Origin of the sequence: Pseudomonas carassii (assembly GCF_036324045.1) — a bacterium.
In the GTDB taxonomy this organism is placed as follows: Bacteria; Pseudomonadota; Gammaproteobacteria; order Pseudomonadales; family Pseudomonadaceae; genus Aquipseudomonas; species Aquipseudomonas peradeniyensis.
Map to the genome: position 1 here is coordinate 1 of NZ_JAZDCT010000035.1, position 20,834 is coordinate 20,834.

22 protein-coding genes are annotated in these 20,834 nt (G+C 66.8%); 15 read left to right on the plus strand and 7 right to left on the minus strand.

The features are described from left to right. Positions 1-157: 157 nt before the first annotated feature. Positions 158-1,651, minus strand: a complete 1,494-nt coding sequence (locus tag V0R62_RS21635) for a CoA-acylating methylmalonate-semialdehyde dehydrogenase (protein ID WP_028691392.1) — start codon at positions 1,649-1,651, stop codon at positions 158-160. Between the two features lie 71 nt (positions 1,652-1,722). Then, positions 1,723-3,069: an aspartate aminotransferase family protein gene (locus tag V0R62_RS21640; protein ID WP_262974480.1), complete on the minus strand. Its 1,347-nt coding sequence runs from the start codon at positions 3,067-3,069 to the stop codon at positions 1,723-1,725. Positions 3,070-3,188: 119 nt separating this feature from the next. On the opposite strand from V0R62_RS21640, the gene V0R62_RS21645 reads away from it, so the two are divergent. From V0R62_RS21645 to V0R62_RS21665, 5 genes are all read left to right on the plus strand, one after another. Beyond that, positions 3,189-4,106, plus strand: a complete 918-nt coding sequence (locus V0R62_RS21645) for a LysR family transcriptional regulator (RefSeq protein WP_330105172.1) — start codon at positions 3,189-3,191, stop codon at positions 4,104-4,106. 85 nt (positions 4,107-4,191) lie between these two features. Further along, on the plus strand, positions 4,192-4,854 hold the full coding sequence (locus tag V0R62_RS21650) for a TetR/AcrR family transcriptional regulator (RefSeq protein WP_023629633.1): 663 nt from the start codon (positions 4,192-4,194) through the stop codon (positions 4,852-4,854). Between the two features lie 9 nt (positions 4,855-4,863). Next, complete coding sequence (locus V0R62_RS21655; protein WP_330105173.1) at positions 4,864-5,448, plus strand: IMPACT family protein; 585 nt, start codon at positions 4,864-4,866, stop codon at positions 5,446-5,448. A 446-nt stretch (positions 5,449-5,894) separates the two neighbouring features. Further along, entirely contained in the window at positions 5,895-6,581 is a 687-nt protein-coding gene (locus V0R62_RS21660; protein ID WP_330105174.1) for an SDR family oxidoreductase, read from the plus strand. An 87-nt stretch (positions 6,582-6,668) separates the two neighbouring features. Then, a complete protein-coding gene (locus tag V0R62_RS21665; protein ID WP_198744450.1) occupies positions 6,669-7,619 on the plus strand; it encodes an adenosine deaminase in 951 nt (316 codons plus the stop codon). On the opposite strand, the gene V0R62_RS21670 is transcribed toward V0R62_RS21665, so the two are convergent. Further along, positions 7,616-8,326, minus strand: coding sequence for an ArsR/SmtB family transcription factor (locus tag V0R62_RS21670; RefSeq protein ID WP_186714950.1), 711 nt, complete (start codon positions 8,324-8,326; stop codon positions 7,616-7,618). The two genes, V0R62_RS21665 and V0R62_RS21670, sit on opposite strands and share 4 nt — an antisense overlap. 490 nt (positions 8,327-8,816) lie before the next feature. On the opposite strand from V0R62_RS21670, the gene V0R62_RS21675 reads away from it, so the two are divergent. Then, positions 8,817-9,014, plus strand: a complete 198-nt coding sequence (locus tag V0R62_RS21675; protein ID WP_082337625.1) for a hypothetical protein — start codon at positions 8,817-8,819, stop codon at positions 9,012-9,014. Here V0R62_RS21675 and V0R62_RS21680 read toward each other — a convergent pair. Together V0R62_RS21680 and V0R62_RS21685 are read right to left on the minus strand one after the other, a co-directional pair. Then, entirely contained in the window at positions 8,965-10,146 is a 1,182-nt protein-coding gene (locus tag V0R62_RS21680) for a multidrug effflux MFS transporter (RefSeq protein ID WP_330105175.1), read from the minus strand. The genes V0R62_RS21675 and V0R62_RS21680 overlap by 50 nt on opposite strands. Before the next feature lie 217 nt (positions 10,147-10,363). Next, entirely contained in the window at positions 10,364-10,561 is a 198-nt protein-coding gene (locus V0R62_RS21685; RefSeq protein ID WP_028691383.1) for a heavy-metal-associated domain-containing protein, read from the minus strand. Between the two features lie 146 nt (positions 10,562-10,707). Here V0R62_RS21685 and V0R62_RS21690 point away from each other — a divergent pair, with 146 nt between their 5' ends. The 3 genes from V0R62_RS21690 to cueR are packed head-to-tail and all read left to right on the plus strand — an operon-like array spanning position 10,708 to position 13,949. Beyond that, complete coding sequence (locus V0R62_RS21690) at positions 10,708-11,094, plus strand: hypothetical protein (protein ID WP_186714953.1); 387 nt, start codon at positions 10,708-10,710, stop codon at positions 11,092-11,094. 54 nt (positions 11,095-11,148) lie between these two features. Beyond that, positions 11,149-13,548: a heavy metal translocating P-type ATPase gene (locus V0R62_RS21695; RefSeq protein ID WP_330105176.1), complete on the plus strand. Its 2,400-nt coding sequence runs from the start codon at positions 11,149-11,151 to the stop codon at positions 13,546-13,548. After that, a complete protein-coding gene (gene cueR / locus V0R62_RS21700) occupies positions 13,545-13,949 on the plus strand; it encodes a Cu(I)-responsive transcriptional regulator (protein WP_050703630.1) in 405 nt (134 codons plus the stop codon). The genes V0R62_RS21695 and cueR overlap by 4 nt, the downstream gene beginning before the upstream one ends. 18 nt (positions 13,950-13,967) lie before the next feature. Here the strand turns inward: cueR and V0R62_RS21705 are convergent, their stop codons facing one another. Then, positions 13,968-14,744 carry an AraC family transcriptional regulator gene (locus V0R62_RS21705; protein ID WP_330105177.1) on the minus strand — a complete coding sequence of 259 codons (777 nt, stop codon included), beginning with the start codon at positions 14,742-14,744 and terminating at the stop codon, positions 13,968-13,970. Between the two features lie 48 nt (positions 14,745-14,792). Further along, the gene (locus tag V0R62_RS21710; RefSeq protein WP_330105178.1) at positions 14,793-16,070 is read right to left on the minus strand and encodes an acetyl-CoA C-acetyltransferase; all 1,278 of its coding nucleotides are present in this window, start codon (positions 16,068-16,070) and stop codon (positions 14,793-14,795) included. A 117-nt stretch (positions 16,071-16,187) separates the two neighbouring features. Between V0R62_RS21710 and V0R62_RS21715 the strand changes: the two genes are divergently transcribed. The 6 genes from V0R62_RS21715 to V0R62_RS21740 are packed head-to-tail and all read left to right on the plus strand — an operon-like array spanning position 16,188 to position 20,735. Then, positions 16,188-17,540: a 3-oxoacyl-ACP reductase gene (locus tag V0R62_RS21715; RefSeq protein ID WP_330105179.1), complete on the plus strand. Its 1,353-nt coding sequence runs from the start codon at positions 16,188-16,190 to the stop codon at positions 17,538-17,540. A 2-nt stretch (positions 17,541-17,542) separates the two neighbouring features. Beyond that, positions 17,543-18,394 carry a MaoC family dehydratase gene (locus V0R62_RS21720; protein ID WP_330105180.1) on the plus strand — a complete coding sequence of 284 codons (852 nt, stop codon included), beginning with the start codon at positions 17,543-17,545 and terminating at the stop codon, positions 18,392-18,394. 56 nt (positions 18,395-18,450) lie between these two features. Further along, on the plus strand, positions 18,451-18,756 hold the full coding sequence (locus V0R62_RS21725; protein ID WP_330105181.1) for a MazG-like family protein: 306 nt from the start codon (positions 18,451-18,453) through the stop codon (positions 18,754-18,756). Next, positions 18,753-19,502: a methyltransferase domain-containing protein gene (locus tag V0R62_RS21730; protein WP_330105182.1), complete on the plus strand. Its 750-nt coding sequence runs from the start codon at positions 18,753-18,755 to the stop codon at positions 19,500-19,502. Before V0R62_RS21725 ends, V0R62_RS21730 begins: the two co-directional genes overlap by 4 nt. Before the next feature lie 20 nt (positions 19,503-19,522). Next, complete coding sequence (locus V0R62_RS21735) at positions 19,523-20,155, plus strand: DUF4136 domain-containing protein (RefSeq protein ID WP_330105183.1); 633 nt, start codon at positions 19,523-19,525, stop codon at positions 20,153-20,155. 19 nt (positions 20,156-20,174) lie between these two features. After that, complete coding sequence (locus V0R62_RS21740; RefSeq protein WP_050703622.1) at positions 20,175-20,735, plus strand: DUF4136 domain-containing protein; 561 nt, start codon at positions 20,175-20,177, stop codon at positions 20,733-20,735. Positions 20,736-20,834: the final 99 nt, after the last annotated feature.

The following is a 20,834-nucleotide window of genomic DNA, read 5'->3' on the forward strand; positions in this document are numbered from 1 at the left end:
CGAGAGGGCGTCAACCGTTAATTTCATTAAAGTGAAATATCGGGGGAAAAGACCGCGTCGGGACTGCCAGGTTTTCGCCACAGCCCTAGCACCTATATATGCAGCCAAGAAACAAAGCGGGGCGGCCTGTCGGCCGCCCCGCTTTCATCCCCGCGCCTTACAAGCTCGGGAACGCAAACTGCGAGGCCTCATGGCTGGCCCGCTGCGGCCAACGCTGAGTGATCGCCTTGCGACGGGTATAGAAGCGCACACCGTCCGGGCCATAGGCATGCAGGTCGCCGAACAGCGAACGCTTCCAGCCACCGAAGCTGTGGTACGCCACTGGCACCGGCAGCGGTACGTTGACACCGACCATGCCCACTTCGATCTCGTCGCAGAACAGCCGCGCCGCCTCACCGTCACGGGTGAAGATGCAGGTACCGTTGCCGTACTCGTGCTCGTTGATCAGCTGCATGGCCTGTTCCAGGCTGTTCACCCGCACCACGCACAGCACCGGGCCGAAGATCTCTTCCTTATAGATGCGCATCTCGGGGGTGACCTTGTCGAACAGGGTGCCACCGACAAAATAACCATCCTCGTTACCGGCCACACGGTAGCCACGGCCATCGACCACCAGCTTGGCGCCAGCGGCAACGCCGTCATCGATGTAGCCCACCACCTTGTCACGCGCGGCGGCGGTCACCAGCGGGCCCATGTCCAGGCCACAGGCAGTGCCGGCACCAATCTTCAGCGCCTTGATCTGCGGCTCCAGCTTGGCGATCAGCGCATCGGCCACCTGGTCGCCGACACACACCGCCACCGAAATGGCCATGCAGCGTTCGCCGCAGGAACCGTAGGCCGCGCCCATCAGCGCGCTGACGGCGTTGTCCAGGTCGGCATCAGGCATCAGCACCGCATGGTTCTTCGCGCCACCCAGGGCCTGGACGCGCTTGCCGCGCTTGGTGCCCTCGGCATAGATGTATTCGGCGATCGGGGTCGAACCGACGAAGCTCAGGGCCTTGACCTCCGGCGCCTCGATCAGCGCATCGACCGCTTCCTTGTCGCCATGCACGACGTTGAGGATGCCCTTCGGCAGGCCGGCTTCCAGCAGCAATTGGGCGATGTACAGGGTCGAGCTCGGATCGCGCTCGGACGGCTTGAGGATGAAGGCGTTGCCGCAGGCGATGGCCAGCGGGTACATCCACAGCGGCACCATGGCCGGGAAGTTGAACGGGGTGATGCCGGCGACGATGCCCAGCGGCTGGAAGTCGGACCAGGCGTCGATGTTCGGGCCGACGTTACGGCTGTACTCGCCCTTGAGCAGCTCAGGGGCGGCGCAGGCGAACTCGACGTTCTCGATGCCGCGCTTGAGCTCACCCGCGGCATCTTCCAGGGTCTTGCCGTGCTCCTCGCTGATCATCTGCGAGATCTTCGCCTCGTTCTGCTCAAGCAACTGCTTGAAGCGGAACATCACCTGGGCACGCTTGGCCGGCGGGGTGTTGCGCCAGGCCGGGAAGGCGGCCTTGGCCGAATCGATGGCCTGCTGGATGGTGGCGCGGCTGGCCAGTTCGACCTTGCGCACGGCCTGGCCGGTGGACGGGTTGAAGACATCGGCGGTGCGTTCGCCCTTGGTGACCAGCTCGCCGTGGATCAGGTGCTGAACAATGCTCATGCAGAACTCCAGATAAAGAAGGTAGAGACAGGCGCGTGGTACTCACGCGCCCGACGTCAAAATCGGAAAAATCAGTCGACCTTGTTCAGGGCTTCGCCCACCGCGTCGAACAGGCGATCCAGCTCTTGCGGCTGGGTGTTGAAGGTCGGCCCGAACTGCAGGGTGTCGCCACCGAAGCGCACATAGAAGCCGGCTTGCCACAGCTTCATGGCCGCCTCGTACGGACGGACGATGGCGTCACCGTCGCGCGCGGCGATCTGGATGGCGCCGGCCAGGCCGTAGTTGCGAATGTCGACGACGTTCTTCGTCCCCTTGATGCCGTGCAGCAGCTTCTCGAAGTGCGGCGCCAGCTCGGCGGCGGACTGCACCAGGTTTTCCTTCTGCAGCAGGTCCAGCGCGGCGATACCGGCAGCGCAGGCGACCGGGTGCGCCGAGTAGGTGTAGCCGTGGGGGAACTCCACCGCGTACTCGGGGGTCGGCTGGTTCATGAAGGTCTGGTAGATCTCGCTGGTGGCGATCACCGCGCCCATCGGGATGGCGCCGTTGGTGACCTGCTTGGCGATGCACATCAGGTCCGGGGTGACACCGAAGGCTTCGGCGCCGGTCATCGCGCCCATGCGGCCGAAGCCGGTGATCACTTCGTCGAAGATCAGCAGGATGTTGTGCTGGCTGCAGATCTCGCGCAGGCGCTTGAGGTAGCCCTTCGGTGGCGGCAGCACACCGGCGGAACCGGCCAGCGGTTCGACGATCACTGCGGCGATGTTCGAGGCGTCATGCAGCTCGATCAGCTTGAGCATCTCGTCGGCCAGGGCGATGCCGCCCTCTTCCGGCATGCCCTTGCTGAAAACGTTGGCCGGCAGCACGGTGTGCGGCAGGTGGTCGACATCCAGCAATTGCCCGAACAGCTTGCGGTTGCCGTTGACGCCGCCCAGGCTGGTGCCGGCGATGTTCACGCCGTGGTAGCCGCGGGCACGGCCGATGATCTTGGTCTTGGTGGCCTGGCCCTTCAGGCGCCAGTAGGCACGAACCATCTTCAGCGCGGTGTCGGCGCACTCGGAACCGGAGTTGGTGAAGAACACGTGGTTCAGGTCGCCCGGCACCAGGTCGACGATCTTCTCGGCCAGCTGGAACGACAGCGGGTGGCCGAACTGGAAGGCCGGCGAATAATCGAGGGTGGCGACCTGGCGGGCCACCGCCTCGCTGATCTCCTTGCGGGTATGCCCGGCACCGCAGGTCCAAAGGCCCGAGAGCGCGTCGAACACCTTGCGGCCCTTGTCGTCGACCAGGTAGTTGCCTTCGGCCGCCACGATCAGCCGCGGATCGCGCTGGAAGTTGCGGTTGGCGGTGTACGGCATCCAGTGGGCGTCCAGCTTGAGCTGGCTGGCCAGGCCGGCCTGGGCGGTTTCGGGCATGTTCATCGGGCGATTCCTCGGAAGACGATTAGGCAACGATGGGTGTTGTTGCAGCTAAATTGTCACGGCGATAAAGTTCGAAAAACCCAGCATTTCTAACCTTCAGTCAGCGGATAACTAAACTAATGAGCCGACGCCCCGATCCCCTCGCCCAGGTCAGCGATTTCGACATCCGCCTGCTGAAAATCTACCGCAGCGTCGTCGAATGCGGCGGTTTCTCGGCGGCGGAGAACGTCCTGGGGATCGGCCGCTCGGCGATCAGCCAGCAGATGAACGACCTCGAGCAACGCCTGGGTCTGCGTCTGTGCCAACGAGGCCGCGCCGGTTTTTCGCTGACCGAGGAAGGCCGCGAGGTCTACCACTCGGCGCTGCAGTTGCTCAGCGCCCTGGAGACCTTTCGCACCGAAGTGAACGGCCTGCACCAGCACTTGCGCGGCGAACTGAACATCGGCCTCACCGACAACCTGGTGACCCTGCCGCACATGCGCATCACCCACGCCCTGGCCGAACTGAAGGACCGCGGCCCGGACGTGCACATCCAGATCCGCATGATCGCACCGAGCCAGGTCGAACAGGGCGTGCTCGACGGCAGCCTGCACGTCGGCGTGGTGCCACAGACCAGCCCGCTCTCGGGGCTCGAGTACCAGCCGCTGTACAGCGAGCGCTCGCTGCTCTACTGCGCGGTCGGCCATCCGCTGTTCTATGCCGATGACCAGCAGATCGACGACGATCGTCTCAATAGCCAGGATGCGATCGCCCCGACCTTCCGCCTGCCGGCCGACATCCAGGCCCATTACCAGGCCCTGCGCTGCACCGCCAGCGCCTCGGACCGCGAAGGCATGGCCTTTCTCATCCTCACCGGGCGCTACATCGGCTACCTGCCCGACCATTACGCGATGTTCTGGGTGCAGCAGGGGCGCCTGCGTGCGCTCAAACCCGCCCAGCGCTTCTATGACCTGAGCCTGAGCTGGGTGACGCGCAAGGGCCGCCGGCCGAACCTGGTGCTGGAAAGCTTCCTCGAGAGTCTGGCTGCGACACGTTGATACGCATCTCTACCGCTAATGCTTGTCACTTCGGCACAGGCAGGTAATCTGTCGGACATCCGTAACGACCCGCCCGGAATCGTCCATGACCCTAGAAGTCCCTGCGCATCGCTCCCCCGCCTCGGGCAAGCCCGCCGGCCGCATTCGCCAGAAGAACGAGCAGGCCATCATCCAGGCCGCCGAAGACGAGTTCGCCCGGCACGGCTACAAGGGCACGAGCATGAACACCATCGCGCTCAAGGCCGGGCTGCCCAAGGCCAACCTGCACTACTACTTCACCAACAAGCTGGGCCTGTACATCGCGGTGCTGAGCAACATCATCGAGCTGTGGGACAGCACCTTCAACGCCCTGAGCGTGGAGGACGACCCGGCCGAGGCGCTCAGCCAGTACATCCGCACCAAGATGGAGTTCTCCCGGCGCAACCCGCAGGCCTCGCGAATCTTCGCCATGGAAGTGATCAGCGGCGGCGAATGCCTGAGCGAGTACTTCAGCGCCGACTACCGCGAGTGGTTCCGCGGCCGTGCCGCGGTGTTCCAGGCCTGGATGGACGCCGGCAAGATGGACCGGGTGGACCCAGTGCACCTGATCTTCCTGCTCTGGGGCAGCACCCAGCACTACGCCGACTTCGCCACCCAGATCTGCCAGGTGACCGGCCGCAGCCGGCTGACCAAGCAGGACATGGAAGACGCCAGCAACAACCTTATCCACATCATTCTCAAAGGCTGCGGCATCAGCACGCCCGCCTGACCCGGACTTATGCCTTCTACCCTGCTCGAGCTCTGCGAGTTCCGCGAGGACATCCGCAAGAGCCGCTTCATCACCCTCGCCGGCCCGATCAGCAGCCCGGCCGAGGCCATGGCCTTCATCGAACGCCACAGCGACCTGGCGGCCACCCACAACTGCTGGGCCTGGAAGCTCGGCGGCCAATACCGCAGCAGCGACGACGGTGAGCCCGGCGGCACGGCCGGGCGCCCAATCCTTGCCGCCATCGAGGCTCAGGACTGCGACCAGGTGGTGGTGCTGGTGATCCGCTGGTACGGCGGCATCCAGCTGGGCACCGGTGGCCTGGCCCGGGCCTATGGCGGCGGCGCCAACAAGTGCCTGCAGCAGGCGCCCAAGCGTTTGCTGGTACAGCGCAGCGAGTTCATCTGCAGTTGCACCTTCAGCGAACTGGCGCTGGTCAAGCTGCGCCTGGGCGAAGTCGACGGCCTGGTGCTGGACGAGCAGTTCACCGCCAACGGCGTCGACCTGCGCATCGCCCTGGGTGACAGCCAGCTCGAGGTGCTGCAGCAGCAGCTGGCCGACCTCAGCCGCGGGCGCATCCTGTTGGAACGGGCTTGAACGTTGCCCACAACTGCTGTGGGCCTGCCTGTGGATAAGCTTGGGGCATTCCGCTGCAAGCCTTGCTCGTCAAGGCTTGTAGCGGATTGAGCATATTTTGATCACATTTGTGTGACACAGATCCAAGTCACTGAAAGCCCGTGAGTTATCCCCAATCATCAGCGCCTGCGCTCCCTGAAACGGGCATTGTCAGGCCGCCGCGCTTGCACACAATTACTGTGGAGCAGCCTGTGGATAACCCGTGAACCACCCCGCCAGGCCCCAGCCCCACCGGCCTTTCAGGCCATCGATCATTTTTTAACCAGTCGCGACAGGGCAGCCGGCCCCCACCTGGTTTATGCTCGTCACCCAGTCCTTCCCCTGTGGAGGGCAACCACCACGTTGTCGCGCGACGAGCGAACCTGTGCACAGCAGCGCTCGCCGCGCCCTTGATATGGAGTATCGCTATGACCGCCAACAAGACCGCCCTGATCATCGGCGCCTCCCGAGGCCTCGGCCTGGGCCTGGTGCAACGCCTGCGCGAAGATGGCTGGAACGTCGTCGCCACCGTGCGCGATCCGCAACAGCCAGGTGCGCTGAGCGAAGTCTCCGGGGTGCGCATCGAGCGCCTGGAGATGAACGACACCGCCCAGCTCGACGGGCTCAAGCAGCGCCTGCAAGGCGAAGTGTTCGACCTGGTGTTCGTCAACGCCGGGGTGATGGGCCCGCTGCCGCAAGACCTGGAGAGCGTGCAGGTACAGCAGATCGGCGAGCTGTTCATGACCAACGCCGTGGCGCCGATCCGTGTGGCCCGCCGCCTGGCCGGCCAGGTGCGCGAAGGCAGCGGCGTGCTGGCGTTCATGAGTTCGATCCTGGGCAGCGTGACCATCCCCGACGGTGGCGAAGTCTGCCTGTACAAGGCCAGCAAGGCCGCGCTCAACTCGATGATCAACAGCTTCGTGGTCGACCTGCAGCGTCCCGACCTGGCCGTGCTGGCCATGCACCCGGGCTGGGTGAAGACCGACATGGGCGGCGAGAATGCCGAGATCGACGTGCTCACCAGCACCCGTGGCATGCTCGAGCAGATCAAGGCCCAGAGCGGCAACGGCGGCCTGCGCTTCATCAACTACAAGGGCGAGGCGCTCATCTGGTAAACCCGGGCGATACCGGCCTGGGTGGGCGCATTGCCCGGCCAGGCCCTGTAGAATGGCGGCCAACCGTACCTGATCGAGATTGCACACATGTATGAATGGCTGAACGCCTTGCCCAAGGCGGAACTGCACATGCACCTGGAGGGTTCGCTGGAGCCCGAACTGCTGTTCGCCCTGGCCGAACGCAACAAGATCGCCCTGCCCTGGGCGGACGTCGAGACCCTGCGCAGCGCCTATGCCTTCAACAACCTGCAGGAATTCCTCGACCTCTACTACCAGGGCGCCGATGTCCTGCGCACCGAGCAGGACTTCTACGACCTGACCTGGGCTTACCTGCAGCGCTGCAAGGCGCAGAACGTCATCCACACCGAGCCGTTCTTCGACCCGCAGACCCACACCGACCGGGGCATCCCGTTCGAGGTGGTGCTCGATGGCATCAACCGGGCCTTGAAGGATGGTCGCGAGCAGCTGGGCATCAGCAGCGGCCTGATCCTCAGCTTCCTGCGCCACCTGAGCGAAGACGAAGCGCACAAGACCCTGGACCAGGCCCTGCCGTTCCGCGACGCGTTCGTCGCCGTGGGCCTGGACAGCTCGGAAAAAGGCCATCCGCCGAGTAAGTTCCAGCGCGTCTTCGACCGCGCCCGCAGCGAAGGCTTCCTGACCGTGGCCCATGCCGGCGAGGAAGGCCCGCCCGAGTACATCTGGGAAGCCCTCGACCTGCTGAAGATCCAGCGGATCGACCACGGCGTGCGCGCCATCGAGGACGAGCGCCTGATGCAGCGCATCATCGACGAGCAGATCCCGCTGACCGTCTGCCCCCTGTCCAACACCAAGCTGTGCGTGTTCGAACACATGGGCCAGCACAACATCCTCGACATGCTCGAGCGTGGCGTGAAGGTCACGGTCAACTCCGATGATCCGGCCTACTTCGGTGGTTATGTCACCGAGAACTTCCACGCCCTGCACCAGCACCTGGGCATGACCCAGGACCAGGCACGCCGCCTGGCGCAGAACAGCCTGGACGCGCGCCTGGTCCGCTAGCCGGCCTGTCGGGCCGGGAGGCAGGCGATCGCGTTGATCTGCTGCTGGCCGAGCGGTGTGAGCTGCACCGCCCGGCTACCCTCCTGCTCACGCACCCAACCCGACTGGGTGAACAGCCGAAGCAGGGCCTTGCCCAGGCAGCCGCCCAGGTGCGGGCCCTGGTCGTTCCATTTGCTGCAGTGGCAGATCACGCAGCCGCGCCGGTCACCAGCGGCCAGCGCATCGATGAACACCCCCAGCGCCTCCAGATGCTCCTTGCCCTCCTGACTCACTGACAGGTACTGCTCGCTCCCCTCCAACCAACCGGCCACATGCAGGCGATGGAGCAGCGCAGCGGCCACTTCGCCGCCCAGGTGGTCGCCACACAGGCGCGCCTTGCGCATCGACAGGGGAATCTGCAGCGTCGTGCCCTGCTCTGCCGGTGAGCGGCTCGCCAGTTGAACGCTGGCCAGCGCCTCCACCGCGGTGCCGACCTCCGGCGTGGCCAGGCGGAAGAAGCGCTTGCGGCCACGCGCCTCATGCCTGAGCAGCCCGGCACTGGACAACAGCGACAGGTGCGCGCAAGCCGACGAGGTGCTCAAGCCGGTGAGCACGGCAAGCTCGTCCGCCGCACGCGGGGTGCCATCGATCAACGCCCACAACATGGCGCTGCGCTTGGGATCGGCCATCAGGTTGGCGACCTGACTGATGCTGCGGACTGCGTTCATGAACCTGAAGCTCCCTGATGAATCCCGCCTGCTGGCGAACGCCGCAGATGCCCTGCCTCCGGTGTGGGCAAGCGCGGGATGGTTCGTGTGCCGGATGGTAGGCGCCAGCCCCGGGAAACGCTCACCCCGCGCTGGTCGCCGGAGGCAGTATAAGCCGCTGGAAGGCACTCGCCGTGAGGGAGGCATGGCCCAAGCGGGTCGGCATTCGCCTCCCAAAAAACGTTCTGAAAGATGCGTCTGTCAGAGCGATAGACGGCTGATCCTGCTCATCCCCCGTACTACCGTGGCTGTAGCGGGAACGAAGCTGACAGCTGCTATCAGGGGGCTCGATATGTCCGACAGTGAAGGGGAATATTTCCGCCTTGCAAAACAGAAGGTCTCCCTACTTCAGACCGTCATGACCGTCAGTCTGGGTACTGACCCTGGTCATGGCACGGGGCGGGGGCAGCGCTACACTAGATCCGCTCCCGCTCACTGGAGGTGGATCGCGATGAAGATTGTCGTCAGTGCGTCGAACCGGAATCCCGCCTGCCCCTGGCAGGTCCAGCTCGACCAGCATGTGGTGAGTTTCCGTAGCGAGGCCGAGGCACGGTCGTTCGTCGCCCTGCTGGAGGCGCGCCTCAACGCGCCCCACCCGCTCACACAGGCCGGCTGGCCTGCAGGCGCCGGGTCAGCATTGCGACACTGACCACCAGCGCGCCGCACAGGCTGATCACCAGCGCCATGGGCACCGCGCTGCCGTCATGCAGCACCCCGACCAGCGCCGCCGCGCCCGCGGCGACGCTGAACTGCAGGCAGCCCATCAAGGCCGAGGCACTGCCCGCCCGCGTACCTTGCCCGCTCATGGCGCAGGCCGAGGCGTTGGGGATGATGCAGCCGAGGCTGGCGATGCACACGAACAACGGCACCAGCAATGGCCACAACTGTGCCGGACGCAACGCCGCGACCACCAGCAACACCAACGCCGCCGCCAGGTACAACCACACCGCCCGTGCCAGCAGGAACGCCGGGCCGCGCTTGGCCAGCAGCCGCGCGTTGACCTGGGCCATCAGGATGAAGCCGGCGGCGTTGGTGCCGAACAGCCAGCCGTAGTGCTCGGGCGGCACACCGTACAGCTTGATGAACACGAACGGCGAACCGGCGATGTAGGCGAACATTCCGGCGATGGCGATGCCACCGGTCAGTGCATGGCCGACGAATACCCGGTCGCCGAGCAGGCTCAGGTACTGGCGCAGCGCGCCCGACAGCGGCTGGCGCGGTATATGGGCCGGCAGGCTTTCCGGCAGGCCCAGGCCGACCGCCAGCAGGCACGCCGCGCTGAACAACCCCAGGGCGAGGAAGATCGACTGCCAGCCGGCCACGTTGACCAGCACGCCACCGAGCATCGGCGCGAGGATCGGCGCCAGGCCCATCACCAGCATCAATTGCGAGAACACCTTGGCCGAGGCCACCGCGTCGCACTTGTCGCTGACGATCGCCCGCGACAGCACCATCCCGGCGCAACCGCCCAGGGCCTGGACAAAGCGCGCCAGGATCAGGCTGTCGAGATTGGGCGCATAGGCGCAGGCCAGCGACGCCACGGTGAACAGGCCAACCCCGAACAGCAGCGGCAGGCGCCGGCCGAAACGGTCGGCCACCGGCCCGTAGGCGAGCTGGCCCAGGGACAAGCCGAGGAAGTAGGCGGCCAGGGTGGCCTGCACATGCTTTTCGTCGGTACCGAAGGCATGCGCCATGGCCGGGAAGGCCGGCAGATAGAAGTCGATCGCCAGAGGCCCGAACGCACTGAGGGCGCCGAGAATCAGCAAGGTTCGCAGGTTCATGGAGAATCCATAGCAGGCTAAGCAAGTTCGCTAGTCTACCTGCACTGGATCGCCCGGCGTTGAAAACCTTTGTAATAATAGATCCTGCGTGTCCTGTAGGAAAAGGCAAGGAACAGGACTCCAGCTCCCACAGGGAGACAGCTCCCTGCACGACAGCGTAGCCCGAAGGGCTGGATGATCTCCTACAGAGGTTGCCTTATCTGGGTGATGCAGCCGTTCAGGCCACCTCGGCCTGATACCCCTCTTCACGAATCGCCGCCAGGATCTGATCCGCCGCCAGGGCGCTCTCCACCCGCACCTGCCGCGCCGCCAGGTCCACTTCCACCCGCGCCGCCGCATCCTGCTCCTGCACCGCTCGGGTCACGCCCTTCACGCAATGGCCACAGGTCATGCCTTGCACATTGAACACTTGCATCGAGGTTGCCTCCTTGTGGGTTTTGCCCAGTCTCAGCCTTGCCATCGGGGCAAGGTCAAGTTCCGAGAAAAACGGCCGGGCTGGAAATCCGCGCGCGGCTCGGCCAAGCTGCGCCTTTGACGATTTTGGCAAGCAGGAGATTTTTCATGATCAGGGCAGCATTGGGCCTCGTCGGATTGCTGGGCGCACTGGCCGTCGTGCCACCGGCCAGCGCCGAGGGCAATTCGGACTACAGCGTGCTGATCATTTCCCGGGAACGCCTGGAGGTGGCCACCAGCTGCGAGATCGGCATCTATCTCAACGACCAGCTGTCCGGCCGCCTGTTCCAGGAACAGGCGACCTCGTTCAACCTGCCGCCGGGCCCCGTCGATGTGCGCCTGCGCCTGCTGCCCGGACAGGTACCCGGCTGCGCGCCCGGTGTCGAGGACCAACGCAGCACGCGCCTGACCCTGCAGGCGGGCCAGATCAACAAATACCGGATCGCCATGGGGCAAAATGGCCTGGTGCTCAAGAGAGCCGGCCTGGGCTATTGACCTTGCCCGCATGGCAAGGTTGATGCTGGAGGCCTGTCCACGGAGGAGAGAGCCATGCCCGCATCCACCACCTTCGACCTGCCGATCGGCGGCATGACCTGCGCCAGCTGCGCAGGTCGGGTCGAGCGCGCCCTGCGCAAGGTCACCGGCACCGAACACGTCAGCGTCAACCTCGCCACCGAGCAGGCCCGGGTCCAGGCCCCGGCCGACAGCCTGCCGGCGCTGGTCGACGCGGTGCGCGACGCCGGCTACAGCGTCCCCACCCGCACCCTCGAACTGCAGATCGGCGGCATGACCTGCGCCAGCTGCGCCGGCCGGGTCGAGCGCGCCCTCGGCAAACTGCCGGGGGTCGAGCAGGTCAGCGTCAACCTGGCCAGCGAACGCGCCCACCTCGAAGTGCTCGAGGGCGTCGATGACGGCGCGCTGATCGCCGCGGTCGAAAAGGCTGGCTACAGCGCCACCCTGCCGCGTGCCACCCACGATGACCAGGCACAGGCCCGACGCCGCCTGCGCAACGAACGCCTGGCGGTCGCCGCCGCCCTGCTGCTGGCCCTGCCACTGGTGCTGCCGATGCTGGTGCAACCGTTCGGCCTGCACTGGATGCTGCCGGCCTGGGCGCAGTTCCTGCTGGCCACCCCGGTGCAGTTCATCCTTGGCGCGCGCTTCTATGTCGCTGCCTGGAAGGCCGTGCGCGCCGGCGCCGGCAACATGGACCTGCTGGTCGCCCTGGGCACCAGCGCCGGCTACGGCCTGAGCCTGTACCAATGGGCCAATGCGCACGCCGGCATGGAGCCGCACCTGTACTTCGAAGCCTCGGCGGTGGTGATCGCCCTGGTGCTGCTGGGCAAGTACCTGGAAAGCCGCGCGAAGCGCCAGACCGCCAGCGCCATCCGGGCACTGGAAGCCCTGCGTCCGGAACGCGCCGTGCGGGTAGTCGACGGGCGCGAGGAAGACGTCGCCATCAGCCAGCTGCGCCTCGACGATGTGGTGCTGGTCAAGCCCGGCGAACGCTTCCCGGTCGATGGCCAGGTGCTCGAAGGCAGCAGCCACGCCGACGAAGCCCTGATCAGCGGTGAAAGCCTGCCGGTGCCCAAGCAGCCCGGCGACGCGGTGACCGGTGGCGCCATCAACGGCGAAGGCCGCCTACTGGTGAAGACCCTGGCGCTGGGCACCGAGACCGTGCTCGCCCGCATCATCCGCCTGGTCGAGGACGCCCAGGCGGCCAAGGCGCCGATCCAGAAGCTGGTCGACCGGGTCAGCCAGGTGTTCGTCCCTGCGGTGCTGGTACTGGCCCTGGTCACCCTGGTCGGCTGGTGGCTGTCCGGCGCACCGCTGGAAACCGCGCTGATCAACGCCGTCGCCGTGCTGGTGATCGCCTGCCCCTGCGCCCTGGGGCTGGCAACCCCTGCGGCGATCATGGCCGGCACCGGCGTCGCCGCCCGCCACGGCATTCTGATCAAGGACGCCGAAGCGCTGGAGCGCGCCCATGCGGTCAACCGCGTGGTGTTCGACAAGACCGGCACCCTCACCTCCGGCAGCCCGCGCATCGTCCACCAGCAGGCCAGCAGCGGCGATGACAACGATCTGCTGCGCCTGGCCGGCGCCCTGCAACGCGGCAGCGAACACCCGTTGGCCAAGGCCGTGCTCGACGCCTGTACCGAGCGCAATCTTGACGTACCGCAAGTGACCGACAGCCAGTCCCTCACCGGCCGTGGCATCGCCGGCCAGGTGGACGGTCGCGAGCTGGCCCTGGGCAACCGCCGCCTGCTCGACGAGAACCGGCTGATACCGGGCGAGTTGGCCGCCAGCGCCCATGCCTGGGAGGCCGAGGGCCGCACCTTGTCCTGGCTGATCGAACTCGGCAGCCAACCCCGCGTGCTGGGTCTGTTCGCCTTCGGTGACAGCCTCAAGCCCGGCGCCGACCAGGCCATCGCCGCCTTGCATGCGCGCCACATCAGCAGCCACCTGCTGACCGGCGACAACCGCGGCAGCGCCAAGGTGGTGGCCGAGGCTCTCGGCATCGACGACGTGCACGCCGAAGTGCTGCCAGCGGACAAGGCCGCCACGGTGGCCGCGCTCAAGCAACAAGGTGTGGTGGCCATGGTCGGCGACGGCATCAACGATGCCCCGGCGCTCGCGGCCGCCGACATCGGCATCGCCATGGGCGGTGGCACCGACGTGGCCATGCAGGCAGCCGGCATCACCCTGATGCGCGGCGACCCGCGCCTGGTGCCCGCCGCCCTCGAGATCAGCCGCAAGACCTACGCGAAGATCCGCCAGAACCTGTTCTGGGCATTCATCTACAACCTGATCGGCATCCCCCTCGCCGCGCTGGGCTACCTCAACCCGGTGCTGGCCGGCGCCGCCATGGCGCTGTCCAGCGTCAGCGTGGTGAGCAATGCCCTGTGGCTGAAGACCTGGAAACCCACCGCCATCGACCAGGAGGCCCCATGAACATCGGCCAGGCCGCCCGCCGCAGCGGGCTCAGCGCCAAGATGATCCGCTACTACGAGTCCATCGGCCTGCTGCGCCCCGCCACGCGCAGCGAAAGCGGCTACCGGCTTTACCAGCAGGAAGACCTGCACAGCTTGGCGTTCATCAAGCGCTCGCGCGACCTGGGCTTTTCCCTGGAGGAAGTCGCCAGGCTGCTGACCCTGTGGCAGGACCGCCAGCGCGCCAGCGCCGACGTGAAGGCCCTGGCCATGCAACATATCGAGGCGCTGAACAAGCGCATCGAGGAGCTGGTGAGCCTGCGCGACACCCTCGGCGAACTGGTGGCCCACTGCCAGGGCGACGACCGGCCGGACTGTCCGATCCTCAAGGACTTGGCCAATGGCAGCGGGTGCTGTCACTGACAGAGACACCAGCCGGTCCTACAGGCGCAACTCCCCCGGTGTCGCGCCGAACAGCTGGCGAAACGCGGCGATATAGGCCGAGGTTGAGTCATACCCGCAGCCCAGCGCGGCCTGGGTGACGCTCTCCCCGGCCTCCAGCAGCGCCAGTGACGACAGCAGGCGCATGCGCTGGCGCCAGTTGCGAAAGCTCAGCCCCGTCTCGCGCTGGAACAGGCGCATCAGGGTCTTTTCCGACACCCCGAGTTGCACCGCCCACTGCTGCAGGGTCTGGGGCAGGTCGGGGGCAGCGATCAAACCGTTGCACAATGCCAGCAAGCCCGGGTGGCGCGGCAGCGGCAGCGAGAACCCCACCTGCGGCAGGGTGCGCAGCTGGTCCAGCAACACGGCCACTAGCCGCGCCTCGGCACTGTCGCCTTCCGGGTAGTTCACCGCGAAGGTGCAGAACTGCTTGATCAGCTCCCGCGCCAGCGGCGTGACCTCCAGTACCCGGCATTCGCCCGGCGCCCAGGGGCAGGCGTCGCGGCGCACGTACAGGCTGCGCATCTCGGCCTGCATCGAGGTCAGCACTTCATGCTCGGTGCCGGCCGGGATCCACACACCCCACTGCGGCGGGGCGAAGTAGCTGCCGTCGCTGGTATAGACACCAAGTACGCCACTGATGGCATAGGAGAACTGCACCCAGTCATGCTGGTGACGGGTGGTCCAGGACCCGGCGCCCAGGCGCTCGGCGCGGGCGTAGAGTGGCCTGGGCAGGTGGTCCAGGGCGGGGATGGGACGCGGTCCGGTGATCGACATGCTGAGGCCTGGTGTCTCGGGTCGGACAAGGGTACCAGCCATCGCCGCCTAGCGTTCGACGATCGCAGTCACCCCCTGTCCGCCCGCCGCGCAGATCGAGATCAGGCCACGCCCCTTGCCACGCTCGCTGAGCAGCTTGGCCATGTTCGCCAGTATCCGCCCTCCCGTCGCCGCGAACGGATGCCCCGCAGCCAGCGAGCTGCCCTTCACATTCAGCCTGGCGCGATCGATCGACCCCAATGGCCCTTCGAGCCCCAGGCGCGTGCGGCAGTAGTCGGCATCCTCCCAGGCCTTGAGGGTGCACAGCACCTGCGCGGCGAAGGCTTCGTGGATCTCGTAGAAGTCGAAATCCTGCAAGGTCAGGCCATTGCGCGCCAGCAGCCGCGGCACCGCGTACACCGGTGCCATCAGCAGGCCTTCCTGGCCATGGACGAAATCGACTGCCGCCGCCTCGCCGTCCACCAGGTAGGCCTGCACCTTCAGGCCCTGCGCCTCGGCCCAGGCCTCGCTGCCGAGCAGTACCAGCGAGGCGCCATCGGTCAACGGCGTGGCGTTGCCCGGCGTGAGCGTGCCCAGGCCGCTGCGCTCGAACACCGGCTTGAGCTTGGCCAACTGCTCCAGGGTCAGGTCGGCGCGCAGGTTGTTGTCCCGGGTCAGACCGAGGTAGGGGGTGAGCAGGTCGTCGTGCCAGCCCTCGCGGTAGGACGCCGCCAGGTGCTGATGGCTGAGCAGAGCCAGCTCATCCTGCTCCTCGCGGCCGATCTGCCAGGTCTGCGCCATGCGTTCGCAGTGCTCGCCCATCGACAGCCCGGTGCGCGGCTCGCCATTGCGCGGCAACTCGGGCTTGAGCAGGCCCGGGCGCAGTTTCAGGAAGGGCTTGAGACGTTCGCCGAGGGTCTTGCCGCGGTTGGCCTGCAGCAGGATCTGCCGCAGCCCCTCGCTCACCGCGATAGGCGCGTCCGAGGTGGTGTCGACGCCCCCGGCGATGCCACTGTCGATCTGCCCCAGGGCGATCTTGTTGGCCACCAGCAACGCCGCTTCCAGGCCAGTACCGCAGGCCTGCTGGATATCGTAGGCCGGCGTCTGCGGCGACAGCCTCGAGCCGAGCACGCACTCGCGGGTCAGGTTCATGTCACGCGAATGCTTGAGCACCGCGCCGGCCGCCACCTCGCCCAGGCGCAGGCCGTGCAGCCGGTAACGCTCCACCAGGCCTTCGAGGGCCGCCGTGAGCATCGCCTGGTTGCTGGCCTTGGCGTAGGCGCCGTTGGAGCGGGCGAAGGGAATCCGGTTGCCCCCCAGGATTGCGACCCGGCGAATTGACTGCATGCCTGTATTCCTCCTGAAACAATTTGAGCCTTAAGCCTAGGTTCTTTTCGGACATTCGAACGACCCTGCCACAAACTTGGTCCACACTTGCATGCTTGCCTTCAGGGAGAACCGTACATGAGTGACCGCTATCTGGGCTTTGCCAACTCCACCCTCGGACGAAAACTGGTCGATGCCCTCGGCCTGCCCCGCCCGGTGCCGCTGGAACGCTGGCAGGCTGGGCGCCTGCGTCCCATCGAGGGCGCGCTGGTTCTGGGCGGCGGGCCGCTGGCAGGCCAGGTGGCGGCGATCGCCCCGCGTCTGACGGCCGACTGCTACGGCTTCGGCAGCGAGGTGCTCGAGGTCCCTGCCTGGGTCGCGGGCCTGGGGCCGAAGCTCAAGGCGGTGGTATTCGATGCCAGTCACCTGTCCGACAGCGATGACCTCAAGCAGTTACGTGAATTTTTCCAACCCCTGCTGCGCAGCCTGGCCTCCAGCGCCCATGTGGTGATCCTGGGGCGTGCGCCAGAAGGCGTGGCCGATGCGCAGGCCAGCGTCGCCCAGCGGGCCCTCGAAGGCTTCAGCCGCTCGCTGGCCAAGGAGCTGCGCAATGGCGCCACGGCCAACCTGCTGTATGTCGCCGAAGGCGCCGAAAGCCAGCTCGAGGGCGCGCTGCGGTTCTTCCTTTCGCCCAAGAGCGCGTTCGTTTCCGGCCAGGTCCTGCGCCTTGCGTCCTGCGCCGCCAAGGTGCAGGACTGGACCCGACCGCTGGCCGGCCGCCACGCCCTGGTCACCGGCGCCGCCCGGGGCATCGGCGCGGCGATTGCCGAGACCCTGGCCCGGGACGGCGCCGAGGTGACGCTGCTCGATGTGCCCCAGGCCCAACGCGACCTTGACGCCCTCGCCGCACGCCTGGGCGGCCGCGCCCTGGCGCTGGACATCTGCGCCGCCGATGCCGCCACGCAACTGCTCGAAGCCCTGCCCCAGGGCCTGGATATCGTCGTGCACAACGCCGGCATCACCCGCGACAAGACCCTCGCCAACATGACCCCGGAGTACTGGGACGCGGTGCTGGCCGTCAACCTCAAGGCGCCCCAGGTGCTGACCGAGGCGCTGTTCGACGGCGGCAAGCTGCACGCGAATGCGCGCATCACCCTGCTCGCCTCGGTCAGCGGCATCGCCGGCAACCGCGGCCAGTCCAACTACGCGGCCAGCAAGGCCGGGCTGATCGGCTTCGCCCAGGCCTGGGCGCCACGCCTGGCCGAACAGGGCGCCAGCATCAATGCGGTGGCGCCGGGCTTCATCGAAACGCACATGACCGCGGCCATGCCCATGGGCCTGCGCGAGGCCGGCCGTCGCCTGAGCTCGCTGGGCCAGGGCGGTTTGCCGCAAGACGTCGCCGAAGCCATCGCCTGGCTCAGCCAGCCGGGCTCGGGCGCGGTCAATGGCCAGGCCCTGCGGGTCTGCGGCCAGGCCTTGATGGGAGCCTGACCATGACCCGACCCTGGCACGACCTGCACAGCCCCGACTCACGACTGAGCCTGTACCTGCGCGCCCTCGGCAAACGCAAGATCCGTGGCAGCCAGTTGCCGGAGCAGGGCCTGCGCTGTTTCCTGCGGGTCGATCCCGCCAACCTGGCGGCCTACCGCCGGCTCTGCCACTTCGCGGACGACGGCCGCCTGCCCGGTACCTACCCGCACATCATGGCCTTCAGTTTGCAACTGCAGCTGCTCACCGCCGAGGATTTTCCCTTCCCGCTGCTGGGGCTGGTGCACCTGCACAACAGCCTGCAGGTGCTGCGCCCCCTGGGCGGCATCGACGGGCTGCGCTTCGCGGTGTATGCCGACAACCTGCAACCCCATGAAAAGGGCGGCACCTTCGACCTGGTGACCGAGGCCGAGGACGGCCTCGGCCTGCTCTGGCGCGAAACCAGTCGCATGCTGGTGCGCGGCCTCAAGCTCGAGGCGCCGGCGGCGGATCTGGCCGAGACAACGCCCGCCGCATTGCCCGAGGCCACCCGCTGGTATGCCGACAGCGATATCGGCCGGCGCTACGCCAGGGTCTGCGGCGACTACAACCCGATCCACCTGAGCAGCCTCACGGCACGCCTGTTTGGCTTCCCCAGGGCCATCGCCCACGGCATGTGGAGCAAGGCCATGGCGCTGGCGGCCTTGCAGGGGCACCTGCCCAAGGCCGGGTATGCCTTTTCGGTGGACTTCCACAAACCGGTGCGCCTGCCTTCGGAGGTGATACTGAGCGCCAGCGAGGCGGGGCCAAGCGGCGAACTACGCCTGGATGGCCACGGCGGGCTGCTGCATATGCTCGGCAGTTGGCGCACGCTCTGATCGGGCTTGCTTTGCAAGACACCTCGCCGGAAGCTATGCGCCACGAGGAGACCCCGATGAACCTGCAAGAACTGACCGAACGCCTGCACCGCATCCGCGACACCAACGACTGGCGGGTATTCCACAGCCCGAAGAACCTGGCCATGGCCGCCAGCGTCGAAATGGCCGAGCTGGTGGAGATCTTCCAGTGGCTGACCGAGGACCAGTCCCGCCGGCTGCCCGCCGACAAGCTCGCCCACGCCGGCCAGGAAGTCGGCGATATCGTCCTCTACCTGTTGCTGCTGTGCAGCGAGCTGGGCCTGGACATGGATGAGGTGGTGCGGGCCAAGCTCGCCGACAGCGAGAGGCGCTTCGCAAAATGAACGACCGTCACTTCGATGAGCTGGCCAGCCGCTTCGCCGAGAAGATCTACGGCGGCGCCAAGGGCGCCATCCGCCTGGCGGTGCTCCAGGCCGACCTGGCCGAAGCCCTGCCCGACCGCCCCCTGCGGGTGCTTGATATCGGCGCGGGCCTCGGTCACATGGCCCTGTGGCTGGCCCAACGCGGCCACCAGGTGACCCTTGCCGAACCCGCCGCGCCAATGCTCGACGGCGCCCGCGCGCGCTTCGCCGAGGCCGGCCAGCAGGCAACCTACATCCAGGCGCCGTGGCAGGACCTGCTCGGCCAGCTCACCGAACCGTACGACCTGGTGCTGTGCCATGCCGTGCTCGAATGGCTGGCCGAGCCCGAGAGCATCCTGCCGGTGCTGCACCAACTGACCGCGCCGGGGGGCTGGCTGTCGCTGGCCTTCTACAACCGCGACGCGCTGGTTTACCGCAACCTGCTCAAGGGCCATTTCCGCAAGCTGCGGCACAATCGCCTGGCCGGTGAAAAGCAGAGCCTCACGCCACAGAAACCACTTGATCCGCGCGAACTCAGGGCGCAACTTGAAGCGCTGTGGCAGGTCGAAAGCGAGAGCGGCGTACGGGTATTCCACGACTACATGCCCAAGGAGTTCCAGGACAAGGCCGAGCTGCTCGACTTGCTGGAGATGGAACTGGCGCACCGCCGCCACCCCAGCTTCGCCGGCCTAGGCCGCTACCTGCACTGGATGTGCCGCCCCCACTGACCCGCTCGCCAGGAGGATCCATGCCGTACCGTCTGCTCTGCCTGGCCCTGCTCCCCCTCGCCCTGGCCGCCTGCCAGGGCAGCAACCCCTATGTCGCCAGCGGCAAGCCGCTGCCGCCGGCGCCGCCCCAGGCCGCCAATACCTTCGATGCCAGCGCCTACCCCGCGCCGGCACGCGACTACGGCCGTTACCGCAGCTGGAGCTGGCGCAACAACCAGCCACCCGGGGGCCTGGTCAACGCAACGCCGGGTCAACTGGCCGACGCGGTGAGCGGCGCCCTCGATCAGCACGGCCTGCGTCCTGCCCACAATGCCCCCGCCGACCTGCTGGTCAGCGCCGACGTGCGTCTGGAACGGCGCCTGCGCCAGGTGCGCGACTACGACTACGATCCCTACTACGGCCCCAACCCTTATGGCGGCGTCGGCTACGGTGGCTATCGCAACGGCTATGGCGGCTACGCCAGCGTGCCGATCGTGCGCACCTACGAAGTCGAGGTGATGGTGGTGCGCATCGACCTGTTCGATGCCCGCAACGGCCAGCCGGTGTGGAGCGCCAGCGCCGAAAGCGGCAGCGACAAGGACTCGCCGCGTGAACGCGAAAGCGCCCTGCGCGAGTCGGTGAGCAAGGCGATGAGCGGCTATCCTCCCAGCTAACCTCCCACGGAGAACCATCATGTTGCGCCGTCTCGTTCTACTGTCCTTCGCCCTGCTGCTGGCCGCCTGTTCGAGCAACAACGTGCAGCACGACTTCGATGCCAGCCGCGACTTTGCCGCCTACCGCAGCTGGGCCTGGCAGGAGCCGGGCCTGCAGTATCGCCCCGACGATCCGCGGATCAAGAGCGACCTGACCGAGCAACGCATTCGCCAGGCGGTCGCCGGCCAGCTCGACCAGCGCGGCCTGCGCCCGGTCCAGGGCAATGCCCGGGCGGATGTGAAGGTGCGCGCCTACCTGATCGTCGAGGACCGCCAGCAACAGATAACCACCAATTACGGCGGTGCCTGGGGTGGCTACTGGGGCGGTTACTGGGGTGGGCCGATGTACAACGAGACGCGCAGCGTCGACTACAAGGTGGCGACCATCCAGGTCGACCTGTTCGACGGCCGCGACGGCAAGCTGGTATGGCGCGGCAGCGCCGAGCAGATCATGAACAACTACCCGCCCAGTCCGCAGGAGCGTAATGCTGCGATCCAGAAGACCGTGACCCAGGTGTTGAGCAACTATCCGCCACATTGAAACCTGAGCGCCTGTAGGAGCGGCCTTGCGCCGCGAAAGGGCCGCACAGCGGCCCCAGCGATCTATGCATGAACGCTGAAATCCAGGGGCTGCTACGCA